Source organism: Acidovorax sp. GW821-FHT11A03 (assembly GCF_058809075.1).
Window position 1 is genome coordinate 501,094 of the sequence record NZ_JBXASG010000005.1, and the last position, 15,751, is coordinate 516,844.

Annotated in this window: 13 protein-coding genes; 7 read left to right on the forward strand and 6 right to left on the reverse strand. The window is 69.0% G+C overall.

Annotated features, from left to right (window positions below; translation table 11 throughout):
* Nucleotides 1-3: 3 nt before the first annotated feature.
* Nucleotides 4-1,674, reverse strand: coding sequence for a SulP family inorganic anion transporter (locus AC1RVY_RS15550; protein ID WP_492807040.1), 1,671 nt, complete (start codon nt 1,672-1,674; stop codon nt 4-6).
* A gap of 405 nt (nt 1,675-2,079) precedes the next feature.
* Between AC1RVY_RS15550 and AC1RVY_RS15555 the strand changes: the two genes are divergently transcribed.
* Nucleotides 2,080-2,733 (forward strand): YitT family protein, encoded by a 654-nt coding sequence (locus tag AC1RVY_RS15555; RefSeq protein WP_218295890.1) that lies wholly within the window; start codon nt 2,080-2,082, stop codon nt 2,731-2,733.
* 9 nt (nt 2,734-2,742) lie between these two features.
* Here AC1RVY_RS15555 and AC1RVY_RS15560 read toward each other — a convergent pair whose 3' ends face one another.
* Nucleotides 2,743-3,537: a MipA/OmpV family protein gene (locus AC1RVY_RS15560; RefSeq protein WP_492807042.1), complete on the reverse strand. Its 795-nt coding sequence runs from the start codon at nt 3,535-3,537 to the stop codon at nt 2,743-2,745.
* Between the two features lie 218 nt (nt 3,538-3,755).
* On the opposite strand from AC1RVY_RS15560, the gene AC1RVY_RS15565 reads away from it, so the two are divergent.
* The 3 genes from AC1RVY_RS15565 to AC1RVY_RS15575 all read left to right on the forward strand — a co-directional run bounded on the left by AC1RVY_RS15565 (nt 3,756) and on the right by AC1RVY_RS15575 (nt 6,586).
* Complete coding sequence (locus AC1RVY_RS15565) at nt 3,756-4,415, forward strand: response regulator (protein WP_218339545.1); 660 nt, start codon at nt 3,756-3,758, stop codon at nt 4,413-4,415.
* A complete protein-coding gene (locus AC1RVY_RS15570; RefSeq protein ID WP_492807044.1) occupies nt 4,412-5,872 on the forward strand; it encodes a sensor histidine kinase in 1,461 nt (486 codons plus the stop codon). Before AC1RVY_RS15565 ends, AC1RVY_RS15570 begins: the two co-directional genes overlap by 4 nt.
* A 69-nt stretch (nt 5,873-5,941) precedes the next feature.
* A complete protein-coding gene (locus AC1RVY_RS15575) occupies nt 5,942-6,586 on the forward strand; it encodes a DUF2306 domain-containing protein (protein ID WP_492807046.1) in 645 nt (214 codons plus the stop codon).
* Nucleotides 6,587-6,641: 55 nt separating this feature from the next.
* On the opposite strand, the gene metG is transcribed toward AC1RVY_RS15575, so the two are convergent.
* The gene (metG, locus tag AC1RVY_RS15580) at nt 6,642-8,756 is read right to left on the reverse strand and encodes a methionine--tRNA ligase (RefSeq protein ID WP_492807048.1); all 2,115 of its coding nucleotides are present in this window, start codon (nt 8,754-8,756) and stop codon (nt 6,642-6,644) included.
* Between the two features lie 181 nt (nt 8,757-8,937).
* On the opposite strand from metG, the gene AC1RVY_RS15585 reads away from it, so the two are divergent.
* Nucleotides 8,938-10,068, forward strand: a complete 1,131-nt coding sequence (locus tag AC1RVY_RS15585) for an SMP-30/gluconolactonase/LRE family protein (RefSeq protein WP_492807050.1) — start codon at nt 8,938-8,940, stop codon at nt 10,066-10,068.
* Between the two features lie 27 nt (nt 10,069-10,095).
* On the opposite strand, the gene AC1RVY_RS15590 is transcribed toward AC1RVY_RS15585, so the two are convergent.
* Complete coding sequence (locus tag AC1RVY_RS15590; protein WP_492807052.1) at nt 10,096-11,370, reverse strand: patatin-like phospholipase family protein; 1,275 nt, start codon at nt 11,368-11,370, stop codon at nt 10,096-10,098.
* Between the two features lie 91 nt (nt 11,371-11,461).
* Nucleotides 11,462-12,046 carry a restriction endonuclease gene (locus AC1RVY_RS15595; protein WP_492807054.1) on the reverse strand — a complete coding sequence of 195 codons (585 nt, stop codon included), beginning with the start codon at nt 12,044-12,046 and terminating at the stop codon, nt 11,462-11,464.
* Nucleotides 12,047-12,161: 115 nt separating this feature from the next.
* Here AC1RVY_RS15595 and apbC point away from each other — a divergent pair, with 115 nt between their 5' ends.
* Nucleotides 12,162-13,253, forward strand: coding sequence for an iron-sulfur cluster carrier protein ApbC (apbC, locus tag AC1RVY_RS15600; RefSeq protein WP_218339541.1), 1,092 nt, complete (start codon nt 12,162-12,164; stop codon nt 13,251-13,253).
* 25 nt (nt 13,254-13,278) lie between these two features.
* Nucleotides 13,279-14,223, forward strand: a complete 945-nt coding sequence (locus AC1RVY_RS15605) for a LysR substrate-binding domain-containing protein (protein WP_492807056.1) — start codon at nt 13,279-13,281, stop codon at nt 14,221-14,223.
* Nucleotides 14,224-14,399: 176 nt separating this feature from the next.
* Here the strand turns inward: AC1RVY_RS15605 and AC1RVY_RS15610 are convergent, their stop codons facing one another.
* Nucleotides 14,400-15,746 carry an ABC transporter substrate-binding protein gene (locus tag AC1RVY_RS15610; RefSeq protein ID WP_218339539.1) on the reverse strand — a complete coding sequence of 449 codons (1,347 nt, stop codon included), beginning with the start codon at nt 15,744-15,746 and terminating at the stop codon, nt 14,400-14,402.
* Nucleotides 15,747-15,751: the final 5 nt, after the last annotated feature.

The window sequence follows — 15,751 nt, forward strand, 5'->3', positions numbered from 1 at the left end:
GGGTCACACCGGCAGGTCCTCCAGCCCCTGCGCCGCCAGCCGGGCGGCAAAGCCCGAGCGCTCGATCAGCGAGCGCGGTTGCTCGTGCAGGTGCACCAGGCGCAGCCGCCCGCCGCGCGCGGCCACGGCCTTGAGGATCTGCGCCAGCGCGTCCAGCCCCGTGGTGTCCAGCGCCACCAGCTCGCTAGCGTCCAGCACCACGTCCATGCCGGGCGGGCCGGTCTCCACGGCCTGGAGGATGGGGTCGATCTTGGCGGCGGCGCCGAAGAACAGCGCGCCATGCAGGCGCCAGGTGGCCGTGGGCCGCCCCTGGAACGGGGCGCCTTCGGGCGGCTCCGGCTGGCGCACCACGCGAAAAAGCCCGCTCATGCGCCGCACGAACAGCGCGCAGGCCATGAAGAGGCCCACCTCCACCGCCACCGTGAGGTCAAACACCACGGTGAGGAAGAACGTGCCCAGCATCAGCAGCCGGTAGTGGTTGCTGAAGTGCTTGAGGCGCACGAACTCATGCCACTCACCCATGTTCCAGGCCACGTACAACAGGATGCCCGCCAGCACCGCCAGCGGAATGTGCAGCGCCAGCGGGGCGGCCACCAGCACGACCACCAGCAGCGTGAGCGCATGCACCATGCCCGCCACGGGCGAGGTGGCGCCCGCGCGGATGTTGGTGACGGTGCGCGCAATGGTGCCGGTGGCGGGCATGCCGCCGAAGAACGGCACCACCAGATTGGCCAACCCCTGGGCCACCAGCTCCTGGTTGGGGTCGTGTTTTTTGTGGTGCGGGTCGGTGGCCAGCTGGTCGGCCACGCGGGCGCACAGCAGCGATTCGATGGCGCCCAGCAGCGCGATGGTGAGCGTGGGCGTGACCAGCAGGCGCACCGTGTCCCACGAAAAATCGGGCAGCGCGAACACCGGCAGCGCCTGCGGAATGCCGCCAAACCGCGAGCCGATGGTCTCCACCGGAAACTCCATCGCCCAGGCCAGCAGGCTCAGCGTGACCAGCGCCACGACGGGCGCGGGCACGCGCGCGAAGCTGCGCACGGTGTGGCGCTCCAGCACCTGCATCACGGGCGAGCCCTTCATCATCAGCCTGGGCCAGACGAACAACCCGGCCACGCAGGCCGCGCCCAGCCCGAAGGCATAGGGGTTGAGGCTGTCCGCGTGCCGCGCCAGCGCATCGATCTGCGAGAAGAAATTGCCCGGCATGCGGTCGATGGACAGGCCCAGCCAGTCCTTGACCTGCGACAGCGCGATCAGCACGGCAATGCCGTTGGTGAAGCCGATCACGATGCTCACCGGCACGAAACGCACCAGCGTGCCCAGCCTGAAGAGCCCCAGCAGCACCAGCAGCGCGCCCGCGCAGGCGGTGGAGATGAGCAGGTTGGCCACGCCGTAGCGCTCGACGATGCCGTAGACGATGACGATGAATGCGCCCGCCGGTCCGCCGATCTGCACGTTGGTGCCCCCCAGGGCGGAGATCAGGAAGCCCGCGATGATCGCCGTCCACAGCCCCGCCTCGGGCTTGAGGCCGCTGGCGATCGCGAACGCCATGGCCAGCGGCAGCGCCACGATGCCCACCGTCACCCCCGCGCCCACATCGGCCAGCCAGCGGCCCTTGTCGTAGCCGCGCAGCGCATCGAGCAGGCGGGGGTGGAAGGCGAGTGAAAACTGCATGGTGGCGGGCACTTTCTTTTCGGCGGCTCTGCTGCGGCCCAGGGCCCCGGCACCGCCGGGATGCAGCCACCACCGCCATCAACGCGGGGCAGACTTCAGTGTAGTGAGCCGGGTGCGCAGCGCAATGGGGCGAAGCCGGTGCGGTCGCCAAGCACATTGCGTGCCGAATGTGCCCGTTGCCAGGGGCCGCGCGGGGGGGCGGGTTGTGGATGGAACTTTAAAATTGATAGCAAACTATTGAACTACAACCAGCGGTAGCAGCCGGAAATTCTTCGAATTCTGCCCGCTCAGGGATGGACATCGGGCGTGGAGCCCGCGCTCCCTGGCATATTGCTTGCTGTTCTTGCACGGCCATCCCGGCCCCCGCTCCGCGCGGATTGATGTGATGCCAGCGTGATCCCCTCCATGACCGACACCCCCGCCAATGACTCCAGCGCCGCTGGCGATGCCCATGCCGACGCCTCCACCCTGCGCCATGGTGCGTTCGAGGATGTACAGGCCCTGTTCGCCGGCACGCTGTTCGTGGCCATGGCGCTCATGCTGTTCAACCAGGCGGGGCTGCTGGTGGGCGGCACGGCGGGCGCGGCGTTTCTGCTGCACTACGTCACGGGCATCTCGTTCGGCAAGCTGTTCTTCGCGGTCAACCTGCCGTTCTACTGGTTTGCCTGGACGCGCATGGGGCGCGAGTTCACGGTCAAGACCTTTGTCTGCGTGGCCCTGCTGTCGCTGCTGACCGAGCTGTTCCCCCATGTGATGCACGTGGACTACCTGAACCCGCTGTTCGCATCCTTGCTGGGCGGGCTGCTGCTGGGCACGGGCTGCCTGTTCCTGGCGCGCCACCGCTCCAGCCTGGGCGGGGCCACCGTGGTGTCGCTGTACCTGCAGGCCCGCTACGGCATGCGCGCGGGCAAGGTGCAGATGATGATCGACGGCACCGTGGTGCTGCTGGCGCTCTTCGTGGTGCCGGTGGACCGCGTGGCGTATTCGGTGCTGGCCGTGCTGGTGATGAGCGGGTTCCTGTGGATCAGCCACCGGCCGGGGCGGTACGTGGGGCATTGAAGGCGGCGCTCAGAACCGGTAAAGCCAGCCCGCCGTCACCGCCGGCTGGCTCGATCTGTTGACCAGCGGGCTGTTCTTGATCGCGCTGGCCAGCCGCGTGCTGCTCACGTCCACGAACATCCACTGCCGCGGCGCCAGCGCGTAGCCCACGCGCAGGCCGGCCTGCAGGTTCACGGCGGAGCTGCCTTCATAGGCCGGGCGGCCTGCGCGGGCCTCCGCGCCTTCCACGCCGTAGTAGTAGTCCACATACTTGTGGTCCTGCCGCTGCACCGACACACGGGGGGTGATGTCCCACGCACCGAGCTGGAAGCGGCGCTCGGCCTTCAGCGTGAACTGGCGCCCCTTGCTGTGGCCGGAGGCATCGGCCAGCAGCTCGGCCGAAAGCTGCAGCGGCCCCGTGTCCCAGCTGGCGGCCGCGCCCAGCCAGAGGCTGCCCTTGCGCTCCTGCATGCCGGTCAGAAAGGGCGAGTCCTTGGCCTCGTAGCCCTCGAAACCGAAGCGCGACCGCAGCCGCAGGCCCACGGGGCCGGCCGGCGGCAGCTTGACATCCACGCCTGGGCCGGCAATGTGGACCCATCGGTTTTCGTAGGTGAGCAGGGGCAGCGGCTGCGCCTTGTCGTCGAAGTCGCGGTAGGGCTTGCGGTCGGCGCTGACGGCCAGGCCCGCGCCCCAGGTGGAGGTGGGGGCATCCTGCTGCGCCCAGGCGGCGGCGGGCGCCAGCGCCGCCAGGGTGGCCGCGATGACCGCCGCGCGGCCCGGCAGGGTGTGGTGGGTGGGGGAGGGCAGGCGAGGGCAGTGCGTCATGGGTTCGGGTTCCAGAAAGAAGAAAAAAAGAAAAGGGGCGGGCCAGGCCGGGCGTGCCTGCGGGCCGCACGCCGCAGGCAGGGGGCCGGTGCACTGTAGGAATGCTTTCTTAGCGCCGGGTTAGCCCTGCGCCGCCCTGGGTGGGCGCCGCGCTCATGGCGGGCTAAGAATTCCGCGCTACGCTGTGCACCGCCCTGAAGGCCCCAAGGAGAACCCTGTTGCGCGCACTGCTGGTGGAAGACGACGACATGATCGGGCGCAGCCTGTCGCATGCGCTCAAGGGGGCGGGCTGGTCCGTGGACTGGGTGCGCAACGGCGAACTGGCCCACAGCGCCCTCGCCGATGGCGACTACAGCTGCGTGCTGCTGGACCTGGGCCTGCCGGGGCTCGACGGCACCGAGGTGCTGCGCCGCGCCCGTGCGCGCGGCGACCTCACGCCGGTGGTGGTGCTTACCGCGCGCGACGGTGTCGAGGACCGCGTGCACGGCCTGGACATCGGTGCCGACGACTACCTGCTCAAACCCTTCGAGGTGGCCGAGCTGCTGGCCCGCATGCGCGCCGTGGTACGCCGGCGCAGCGGCGTGGCCCAGTCGCTGGTGGGCAATGGTGCCCTGCAGCTGGACCTGGCCACGCGCGAGGTGCTGCAGGGCGGCGCCCGCGAGGCCCTCACCGCCCGCGAGTTCGCGCTGCTGCATGCGCTGCTGGAGCGCCCCGGCGCCATCCTGTCGCGCGAGCAGCTGGAAAACCGCATCTACGGCTGGGGCGAGGAGGTCAGCAGCAACGCGGTGGACGTGCTCATCCACGGCATGCGCCGCAAGCTCGGGCCCGACGCCATCCGCAACGTGCGCGGCCTGGGCTGGCGGGTGGCGGCGCCATGACGGGGCCGGTGCGCGAGCACGCGGCCCGCTGGTACCGCCCCCGGTCCCTGCGCGGGCAGATCCTGCTGTGGCTCGCGCCCTGGATCCTGGTGGGCGCCGTGGTGGCGGGCTGCGCGTTCTGGGCGAGCTACAGCGCGCTCATCCACACCTTCATGCAGTACCAGATGGAGGTGTTGGCGCGTTCCCATGCAGCCGGCGGGCAGGGGCCGGCGGGCACCAGCGATGGCGGCGACGGCCGGGACGCTGGCCACGGGGTCGAGCCCCTGCCGCTGCTCAGCGACACCAACATCCTGGACTGGGGCGCCTTTGCCGTGCAGGTGTGGTCGGCCGACGGGCGGCTGCTGGCCACGTCCCGGCCCGACACCGGTGTGCCACTGCAGGCCGCGCCAGGGCACGGTCTGCTGCGCACCCACGATGCCTGGGCGCCTGGGTGGCGCGTCTACACCGCGCCAGCGGCCGGGCCGCACCAGCGCCGCGTGCAGGTGCTGCAAAGCGAGAAATTCCTGCAGGAAGAAGTGGCGGTGCGCACGCTGTACGTCATCGTGCCCATGGCGCTGCTGGTACCGGCGCTGCTGTTCACGCTGTGGCTGGTGGTGGGGCGCGCATCGCGCTCGCTGCGCCTGGTGGCCGATGAAGTGGCCCAGCGCGACGACCGCAGCCTGGGCGCCATCCGCATGGACCGCGTGCCCGAGGAGATCGTGCCCCTGGTGGGTTCCTTCAATGCACTGCTGGCGCGCCTGGGCGAGGCCTTTGCCGCGCAGCGCCGCTTTGTGCAGGACGCCGCCCACGAGCTGCGCACGCCCATGGCCGCGATGGCGCTGCAGCTGGAGAACCTGCGCCCCTTCGTGCCTGCGGGCGATGCGCAGCAGCAGTTCGCGCAACTGGACGCGGGCATGCGCCGGGCGCGGCACCTGGTCGGCCAGTTGCTGCGCCTGTCGCGGCAGGAGGCGCCGGTGTCTGCACAGGCACCCACTGCGCCCGTGGACATCACGGCCCTGCTGCGCGACTGCGTGGGCCAGCTGATGCCCCTGGCGGACCAGCGCCGCATCGAGGTCGGTTTTGCCGGAGACGGGCAGGTGGCGGTCCACGCCGCTGCCAGCGAACTGCGCAGCGTGTTCGACAACCTGCTGGACAACGCTCTGCGCTACACGCCCGAGGGCGGTGCGGTCGAGGTGCGGCTGCACCGTCTGGACAGTGGCGCGGTGGTGGACATCGTCGACAACGGCCCCGGCATTCCGCCAGATCTGCTGGAGCGGGTCTTCGACCGCTTCTTCCGCGTGCCCGGCAACGACGCCGACGGCAGTGGGCTGGGCCTGGCCATCACCCGCGCGGCAGCGCTGCGCCAGGGCTTGCGGGTGGAGCTGCGGGCGCGGGACGACGGCGCCGCGGGCCTGCTGGCGCGGGTGCACCTGCCCCCACCCCAGCCCGCGCCCGCGCCGCTGCTAACACCCGCCTAAGGCGCTGCTAACACGGGGCTCAGACGCAATTTCTAGAGTGGATGGACTTCCATTTCACAGAAAGTTGCCATGTCTCCACGTACTCTCGCCCCCGCCCTGGCTTGGGGTTTGCTCGCGCTGTCGGCCCTGGCCGTCGGCATTGTCTCGTTGCGCTATGCGCTGCCCGGCATGCCCTTCCCGATGGACCTGCCCAGCCTGCAGTCGGCGCCCCGGGCTTTCGTGGTGCATGCGGTCAGCGCATCGCTGGCACTGATGCTGGGCCCGCTGCAATTGATGGCGGCATGGCGCACCCGGTTTCCGGCCCTGCACCGCTGGGTGGGGCTCGGGTATGTGGCGGCGATTGCGGTGGGCTGGCTCTCGTCGTTGCCCCTGGCACTGGATGCGATGACGGGTCCCGTGGCCGTCCTGGGTTTCCTGGCGCTGGGCGTGGCCTGGATCGTGGCGACCGGCATGGGCCTGCTGCGCGCGCTGCAGCGCCGTTTTGCCGAGCACCGGCGCTGGATGGTGCGCAGCTATGCGCTCACGGCGGCAGCCATCACGCTGCGCGTCTACCTGGGGGGCAGCATGGCCCTGGGGGTGGATGAGCAGGTGTCCTACCCCTTCATCGCCTGGCTGTGCTGGGTGCCCAACCTGTTGGGCGCCGAGTGGTACCTGCGGCGACAGGCGCTGCGCGCGGGCCGGCTGCAGCGGTCGCCGCCGCTGGCATCGCTGTGAGCGAACGAGCGGCGGGGCCCGGGAAGGCAACGGCCGGCGCGGCCGTTGCAGTGCTTCAGCGCACCCGCATGCCGGGCGTGGCGCCGGGCCAGGGGTTGAGCACGTAGATGCCGGGGTTGGCCTTCTCGTCGCCATGGCTGGCGGCCAGCACCATGCCTTCGGAGACGCCGAACTTCATCTTGCGCGGCGCGAGGTTGGCCACCATCACCGTGTGCTTGCCGATCAGGTCGGCGGGCTGGTAGGCGCTGGCGATGCCTGAAAAGACATTGCGCGTGCGGCCTTCGCCCACGTCCAGCGTGAGGCGCAGCAGCTTGGTGGAGCCTTCGACCGGCTCGCAATTCACGATCAGCGCGATGCGCAGGTCGATCTTGGTGAAGTCGTCGATGGTGATGGTGGGGGCCAGTTCCTCGCCGCCGGGGGATGCTATTGTTTCAGTAGCTGCTGGCGCTTGTTCTGCCTGCGCTGGAGCCTCAAACAATGCTTCCAGCTGCTCGGGGGTCACGCGCTGCATCAGGTGCTGGTAGGGGGTGATCGCCTGCACGTCGCCCGCCACGTCCCACTGCCGCATGTCCACACCCACAAAGCCTTGCACGGCCTGGGCCAGGCCCGGCAGCACGGGCGCCAGGTAGCGCGTGAGCGCGGCGAAGGTGTTGATGAGCACCGAGCAGACCTGGTGCAGCGCCTCGTTGTTGGCCGCGTCCTTGGCCAGGTCCCAGGGCTTGTTCTGGTCCACATAGGCGTTGACCTTGTCGGCCAGCTGCATGATCTCGCGCGTGGCCTTGCTGTACTCGCGGGTTTCGTACATCTGCGCGATGGCGCCGCTGGCACCGCGCACCTCGGCCAGCAGGGCCACGCCCGTGGCGCCGAAGTCGCTGGTGAGCTTGCCGTCGAAGCGCTTGGTCAGGAATCCCGCAGCGCGGCTGGCAATGTTCACGTACTTGCCGATCAGATCGCTGTTCACGCGCAGCATGAAGTCCTCGGCGTTGAAGTCGATGTCTTCGTTGCGCGCGCTGAGCTTGGCCGCCAGGTAGTAGCGCAGCCATTCGGCGTTCATGTTCAGGCTCAGGTACTTGAGCGGGTCCAGGCCGGTGCCACGGCTCTTGCTCATCTTCTCGCCGTTGTTCACGGTGAGAAAGCCATGCACGAACACGTTGTCGGGCGTCTTGCGGCCGCTGAAGTGCAGCATGGCGGGCCAGAACAGCGTGTGGAAGGTGACGATGTCCTTGCCGATGAAGTGGTACTGCTCGGTGTCGGCAGCGGCCATGTATTCGTCGAACGAGCGGGTGTCGCCGTGTTTTGCCTTGGGGCCGCCCTTGTCGAACCAGTTCTTGAGCGAGGCCAGGTAGCCCACGGGGGCGTCGAGCCACACGTAGAAGTATTTGCCCGGCGCGTCGGGGATCTCGATGCCGAAGTAGGGCGCGTCGCGGCTGATGTCCCAGTCGCCCAGGCCTTCGCTGGTCGTGCCGTCCGGATTGGTGCGCACGGTGAACCATTCCTTGATCTTGTTGGCCACCTCAGGCTGCAGCTTGCCGTCCTGCGTCCACTTCTCCAGGAACTCCACGCAGCGCGGGTCCGAGAGCTTGAAAAAGAAATGCTCGGAGTTCTTCAGCTCGGGCTTGGCGCCGGACAAGGCCGAGAACGGGTTGATCAGGTCGGTGGGCGCGTACACCGTGCCGCACACCTCGCAGTTGTCGCCATACTGGTCCTTGGCATGGCACTTGGGGCATTCGCCCTTGATGTAGCGGTCGGGCAGGAACATGTTCTTCTCGGGGTCGAAGAACTGCTCGATGGTGCGCACCTCGATCAGCGAGCCGTCGGCGCGGTCGCGCAGGTCGCGGTAGATCTGGCGGGCCAGCTCGTGGTTCTCTGGCGCGTCGGTGCTGTGCCAGTTGTCGAAGCTGATGTGAAAGCCGTCCAGGTACTGCTTGCGGCCCGCGGCGATGTTGGCCACGAACTGCTGCGGCGTGACGCCCGCCTTCTCGGCGGCGATCATGATGGGCGCGCCATGCGTGTCGTCGGCGCCCACGAAGTTCACCGCGTGGCCCTGCATGCGCTGGAACCGCACCCAGATGTCGGCCTGGATGTATTCCATGATGTGGCCGATGTGGAAGTTGCCGTTGGCGTAGGGCAGGGCGGTGGTGACGAAGAGTTTGCGTGCGGATGACGTCATGAAAAGCGGCTTTCTCAGGCGGAACCCGCGATTTTAGGCGTTTGGCGCCCTGCCTCGCGGCCGCGGGCGCTCCAGCCCCGCGCGCGGGTCGCGCAGGTGCCAGCGAACGGGCCCCGGGCAGGGTGCGCGGGGGCTCGCCGGGCCCACAATGCCTGGCACCGACCACAACGGAGGAACGCCGATGGCAAAGAAGCTGGTGAGGAGACTGGGATGGAGCGCCGCTGGCGCCGTGCTGGTGCTGGCGGCCTACCTGGCATGGTGGCCCGTGCCCATCCGGCCCGTGGCCTGGAGCGCCCCGCCCGCGCCCGGCTACCAGGGCGTGCATGCGCCCAACACGCGGCTGGCCCAGCTGCAGGTGATCGACCTCCACGGCGAGGTCGGCCCCGAGCACATCGCCGTGGGCAGGGACGGCAAGCTCTACACCACGGTGCTCAGCGGCAACATCCTGCGCATGAACCCCGATGGATCGGGCCAGGAGGTCTTTGCCAATACCGGCGGGCGGGTGCTGGGCTTTGACTTCGACGCGGCGGGCCACCTCATCGCGGCCGATGCGGTCAAGGGCCTGCTGTCCATCGCGCCCGATGGCAAGGTCACCGTGCTGGCCGACAAGGTGGGCAGCGATCCCATCCGCTATGCCGACGGCGTGGTGGTGGCCCAAAGCGGCAAGATGTACCTGAGCGACGCCTCCACGCGTTTTGCCCCCCAGGACTGGGGCGGCACCTTCGAGGCCAGCGTGCTCGACATCCTGGAGCAGGCCAGCACGGGCCGGGTGCTGGAGTACGACCCCGCGACTCGCGCCACGCGCGTGGTGGCCCGGGGCCTGAGCTTCGCCAACGGCGTGGCGCTCAGCCAGGACGAAAAGAGCCTGTTCGTCAACGAAACCGGCAAGTACAGGGTATGGAAGATCGCGGTGGACGCGAACGACCTGGACATCAGCCGGCCCGGAGCCCAGGCCAGCGTGCTGCTCGACAACCTGCCCGGCTACCCCGACAACCTGATGCGCGGGATGGACGGCCGCATCTGGCTGGGCTTTGCCAAGCCGCGCGGCGCGGCCATCGACAACATGGCCGGCAAGCCCTGGCTGCGCAGCCTGACACTGCGCCTGCCGCGTGCGCTGTGGCCCATCCCCCAGCCGTACGGCCACGTGATCGCGTTCACCGACGACGGCAAGGTGGTGGCCGACCTGCAGGACCCGGCGGGCGCCTACCCGGAAACCACGGCCATCACCGAGACGGCGGACCGGCTGTATGTGCAGAGCCTGCACGCGCACGGCCTGGGCTGGCTGCGTAAGGACGTGCTCAAGGCGCGGTAGCGGACGCCGGGGCGGACCGGCGGCCGTTCAGGCGTGCTCGCGGGTCCGAATGTCCGCGCCGCTGTCGGTCCAGCCGAAAAAGCGGCACACCTCGGCGCGCATGGCCAGCGTGTCGGCCCGGCCCAGGGCCATCAGCTCTTGCGTGTAGCCGGATTCGAACAGCAGGTAGCTGGCCAGCGCCGCGCCGCGCACATCCGCCATGTTGGACGTGACGCCCAGCGCCGCCAGCATGGCGCGCACGGGGGCCGGCAGATCGCCCACGTGGCGCGCGGCCACCGCGTCGAGCCGCTGCGAAGGCGCGATCACCAGCAGTTCGATGGGCCGCAGCGCGCTGTGCGCGCGCACGTCGGGGGGGATCAGCGACAGCGTCTGGTTGACCCGCTGCACCCGCTCCACGTCGACCGCCAGCGCGTCCAGAAAGATGTTGGACAGCGCATGCCCCGCGATCTGCGCGAGCGTGGGGTAGCTGGGCGTGGGGTTGGCCGCGGCGTCGCCCCGGGGCTCGTGCATGCGGCCCGCGCCGATCACCAGGATGCGCTCGGCCCCCAGGTGGATGGCGGGCGCGATCGGGGCCGACTGGCGCATGGAGCCATCGCCGAAGTACTCGGTATGGTCGTCGATCGTGATGCCCTTGGCCGGGAAGATGAACGGAATGGCCGAGGACGCGAGCAGGTGCTCGTGCGTGATGCGGTCGCGCGCGGCCTTGCGCTGCGAGCGCACCCAGGGCTGCACCGGCGCGTTGGATTCGAAGAACGTGACGTGCTCGCCCGAGCTGTAGCTCGATGCCGTGACCGCCAGCGCGGTGAGGTGCCCCTTGCGGATGAGCCGGGGCAGGCGCACCAGGGGCACCATTTTCACCAGCAGTTTCTCCAGGGGCGAGTTGTCCAGCAGCGACCGGGGCCGCATGCGGCGCCACCGCGCCAGCGCCCAGCCCATGGACAGCAGCGTGAGCCAGCGCGCCCCGCTGCGCATGACGGACAGCGAATCGGCGCCATACACCTGGCTGGCATGGAACTGGCGCCACACGCGTGCGATGCGGCGCACCGCGCGGTCGAAGTTGTCGGCCCCGCAGGCCAGCGCCGCCGCGTTGATGGCGCCCGCGGAGGTGCCCGTGATGATGGGGAACGGATTGGGCCCGCCGCCCGCGCCACAGGCATTGCGGATGTCGGCGATCGCCTCCAGCACGCCCACCTGGTAGGCGGCGCGGGCACCGCCGCCGGTCAGCAGCAGGCCGGTGGGACGGGCGGGCGGGGCCGCGGGAGCGGGGGCGCAGGCGTCGGTGGGGGGGCTGATCGATGGCATCGTCGAAGGGGTGGGTGATGTGCCAAGTGTGGAGTCCGCCACCGGTCGCTCCATCTGGGAAAACCCGCATGGCGGGCCGGCGGGGCGTGGATCAGCGCCGGCTGCTCAGCAGCAGTGCCGCCACTGCATCGCCCTGCAGCACGGCGATCCCATGGTCGCGGGCATACAGGCGCGCGTTGTCGCTGACCTGCCCCAGGGCCGCCACATAGATGCCCGCCGGAGCGTCGCTGGCCACCATGGCCGCGTGCAGTTCGCGCAGGGGCTCCACGCCATGGGTGGCGGCCTTCCAGCGCTTGGCGCTCACCAGCGTGGTCTTGCCGCTCAGGGTCAGGCGCATGTCGGCCCCGGCGTTGTTGCCGTCGATCCGCTCCACGGTGTAGCCCGCCCGGGTCCAGGCGGATGCCAGGGTGTCGGCAAAGCTGCGCCAGGGCATGCTGCCCACGGCCTCCAGCATGTCGGCCACCTGGGCCGGGTTGGGGGCGCGCAGCTGCTTCCAGGCCGCAATGCAGCCCACCACGAAGATGGGGAAACCCGCGAGCGCTCCCACCACGAAGTACTCCTTGGGCAAGAGGGCGCCCGCCGCCAGGACAATGAGGCCGACCACCACGAAGCTGACCCACCAGGGCGAGCGCAGCAGCATGGCAAACAGGGACTTTTCGGCCATCTTGAATTTCACGGGGGTCCTTTTCTTTCGGTTTTGGGCGCAGGCGGCGGCAACGCGGCGCATTGTCCTTCAGACGCGGAGGGCACGGCGCTTGGATAGACTACCCGCCTCTTCTGGAGATTATTGAATGGCAGTCACCGAACAGGGCCTCTTGGCCGCACTTTCCAGCGTGCTGGACCCCCACACCGGCAAGGATTTCGTCAGCACCCGGGCCCTGCGCAACGTGCAGATCACCGGCGGCGACGTGGCCTTCGACGTGGAACTGGGCTACCCCGCCAAGAGCCTGGTGCCCGAGCTGCGCCGCAGCCTCGTGGCGGCCGCCAAGGGGATTGCCGGGGTGGAGAACGTGTCGGTCAACATCACCACCAAGGTCATCGCGCACGCCGTGCAGCGCGGCGTGCAGCTGTTGCCCCAGGTCAAGAACATCATCGCCGTGGCCTCGGGCAAGGGCGGCGTGGGCAAGAGCACCACGGCCGCCAACCTGGCCCTGGCGCTGGCTGCCGAGGGCGCCAGCGTGGGCGTGCTCGACGCCGACATCTACGGCCCCAGCCAACCCATGATGCTGGGCATCAACCGCCGCCCCGAAAGCGACGACGGCAAGACCATGGAGCCGCTGGAGAACTACGGCGTGCAGGTCATGTCCATCGGCTTCCTGGTGGACCAGGACGAAGCCATGATCTGGCGCGGCCCCATGGCCACCCAGGCGCTGGAGCAGCTGCTGCGCCAGACCAACTGGAAGGACCTGGACTACCTCATCATCGACATGCCGCCCGGTACCGGCGACATCCAGCTCACGCTGAGCCAGCGCGTGCCCATGACCGGCGCCGTGATCGTCACCACGCCGCAGGACATCGCGCTGCTGGACGCCAAGAAGGGCATCAAGATGTTCGAGAAGGTGGGTGTGCCCATCCTGGGCATCGTCGAGAACATGGCCGCCCACGTGTGCAGCAACTGCGGCCATGTGGAGCACATCTTTGGTGCCGATGGCGGCAAGAAGATGGCAGCCGACTACCACATGGACTACCTGGGCGCGCTGCCGCTCGACATGAGCATCCGCCTGCAGGCCGACAGCGGCAAGCCCACCGTGGTGGCCGACCCCGACGGGGACGTGGCCAAGATCTACAAGAAGGTGGCGCGCGACGTGGCGGTGAAAATCGCCCAGCAGGCCAAGGACTTCTCCAACAAGTTCCCCACCATCTCGATCAGCAAGAACACCTGATCTCCGTGGGCTGCCGCACTGCGCCATGAACCTGCTCGCGTCCCTGCGCTACCTCGTGGCGCTGCACGAGCACCGGCACTTCGGCCGGGCGGCGCAGGCCTGCCACATCACGCAACCCGCGCTGTCGAACGCGCTGCGGGCGCTGGAAAAAGAGTTTGGGGTGGTGGTGGTGCGCCGGGGCCGCAGCTTCGAGGGCTTCACGCCCGAGGGGGAGCGTGTGCTGGCCTCGGCCCAGCGCATGCTGCATGAACACCAGGTGCTGCAGCAGGACCTGTTGAGCGATGCCGCCCATCCGCGCGGCACCTTGCGCCTGGGCGCCGTGCCCACGGCCATGCCAATCCTGGCGCGGTTTGCGGCGCAGCTGCAGGCGCGGCACCCCGGCATCGCGCCCGTCGCGCTGTCCATGAGTTCGCAGGCGCTGGAGGCGGGGCTGGAGAGTATTTCCCTGGACCTCGCGCTGGGCTACACCGAGCGCATGCCCGCGCGCGGCGGCCAACTGCGGGCCTGGCCGCAGTACGTGGAGCACTACTTCCTGCTGCGGCGGGCCAGCAGCCCGAAAGGGCACGGCCTGCAGATGGGCGGGCCCGTTGGCTGGGCCGAGGCGGCGCGCCAGCCGCTGTGCCTGCTCACGCCCGAGATGCACAACCGCAGCCTGGTGGATGGCGCCTTCCGCAGCGCGGGGGCCACGGTGCGGCCCGCCATGGAAACCGATTCGGTCCTCACGCTGGCCTTGAGCGTGGTGGCCGGCAACCTGTGCAGCGTGCTGCCGGGCGCGCTGGTGGATGTGGTGCGGGGCCATGACGGGCTGGAGGCGCTGCCCCTCCTGGCGCCCGTGCTCACCACGCCCATCGGCTTCATGTCGCACCGCCAGGTGCAGCCCACCCGCGCGCTCGATGCCGCGCTGGCCTTGGCGCAGGATGCCGACTGGCTGCGCCACGCCGCCGCGCACAGCGGATTGCTGGCGGCGTAGCCGCAGGACTCTAGGGCCTTGCCGGCTGAGCCCGTGCGGCGCTCGGGACGGCCTGCACCGTGGCTGCCCCGGCCGCCACACGGGATGCCAGGTGATGAAAGCAGGCGCTTCGCCAGCTTCAGCAGCGTGAAACTCATGACGGCGAAGCAGGGGCGCCGCAAGCCGGACCAGCGGAACTAGCGGACCGGTGGCGGGGTGGTGAGGTACCCTTCGCGGCGCATCAGGTCGGCCACCGCCTTTGCGGCCTGCGCCAGCGCCGTCTCTGCGGGCTGCTTGCCTGAAATCACCTCGTGGATGCTCTTGCCCAGTATGTCGGTATTGATGGTGTCCCACTCCGGAATGATGGGCCGCCAGTTGGGGTTGGCATCCCCGATGCTGCGCAGGAGCATCTGGAACTCGGGGTATTTCCTCCCCAGGTCGGGGTCGGCCAGGGTGGACAGCCGGTGGGGCACGCCGCCCAGGTGGCAAACCGACTTGTCCTGCTGCTTGGCGGTGAGCCATTGCATCAGCAGGAATGCGCTGTCCGGGTTCTTCGACTGGGCGGGGATGGCCAGTCCCAGGCCTCCGGTCTGGGACGCATAGCGCGCGCCGCGGGGATGGCGCACATAACTAACCTTGCCATTGATCTTCGAGATCTTCTCGTCGCGGACCGCACCGAAGATGAGGGTCGAGTCCAGGTACATGGAGGCCTGCCCTTGCAGGAACGCATTGAGCATCTCCGTCTGGCCCGCCGCCAGCGCGTTGGGAGGGCCGGTGTCGATGATCTTCTTGAGCAGGTTGGCGGCGCGGACTCCGGCCGAATCATGCAGGCGGGGCTGCCAGTTGTTCTCGAACACGCCGCCATTGAGCGGGTTCAGGTGCAACAGCCAGGCATGCACGCACTGGTGGCCTTCCTTGCCGCGCGAGGCCAGCGACCCCATGGCGGTCTTTTCCCGCAGGAGCGGCAGCAGCTGTTCCAGCTGGAAGTACGACTCGGGCGGCTTCAGGTTGAACTTCTCGAAGATGTCGTGCCGGTAGGCCAGCACCGAGGTCTCGGCTCCATAGGGCAGCCCATAGAGCTTGGCGGCCCCGCCGGCCAGGTAGCCTTTCCATCCCCCGACCAGGCCAATGTTCTCCCGGAATCCCGCGATGATGTCGGGCAGGTCGAAGTCCTCGGGGGTGAGCTGCCGGTTGTTCAGGTAGGGCTCGATATCCCGGATGAGGCGCTTCTTGACGTACTCGCCTTTCCACATCACCACATACGACACGAGGTCGAAGTCGCACTGCGGCTTGGCCATCTCCTCCAGCTGCCTCTTTTTCATCTCCGCGATGGGGAGCTGTTCAAACTCGACCTGAATGCCGGTTTCGCTGGTGAACGTGGGGAACAGTTTCGTGGCGGCGTCGTAGTGGTGGTGCCTGGGGATGCTGATCCTGAGCTTCTGGCCCCGGTAGGGGGCATACCTGTTCCGGGCGCGCGATGCCCCCGGGAAGAAGGCGGGGATGGTGGCGGCGCACAGCGATTGGACGAGCAGTCTGCGTTGCATGGGTT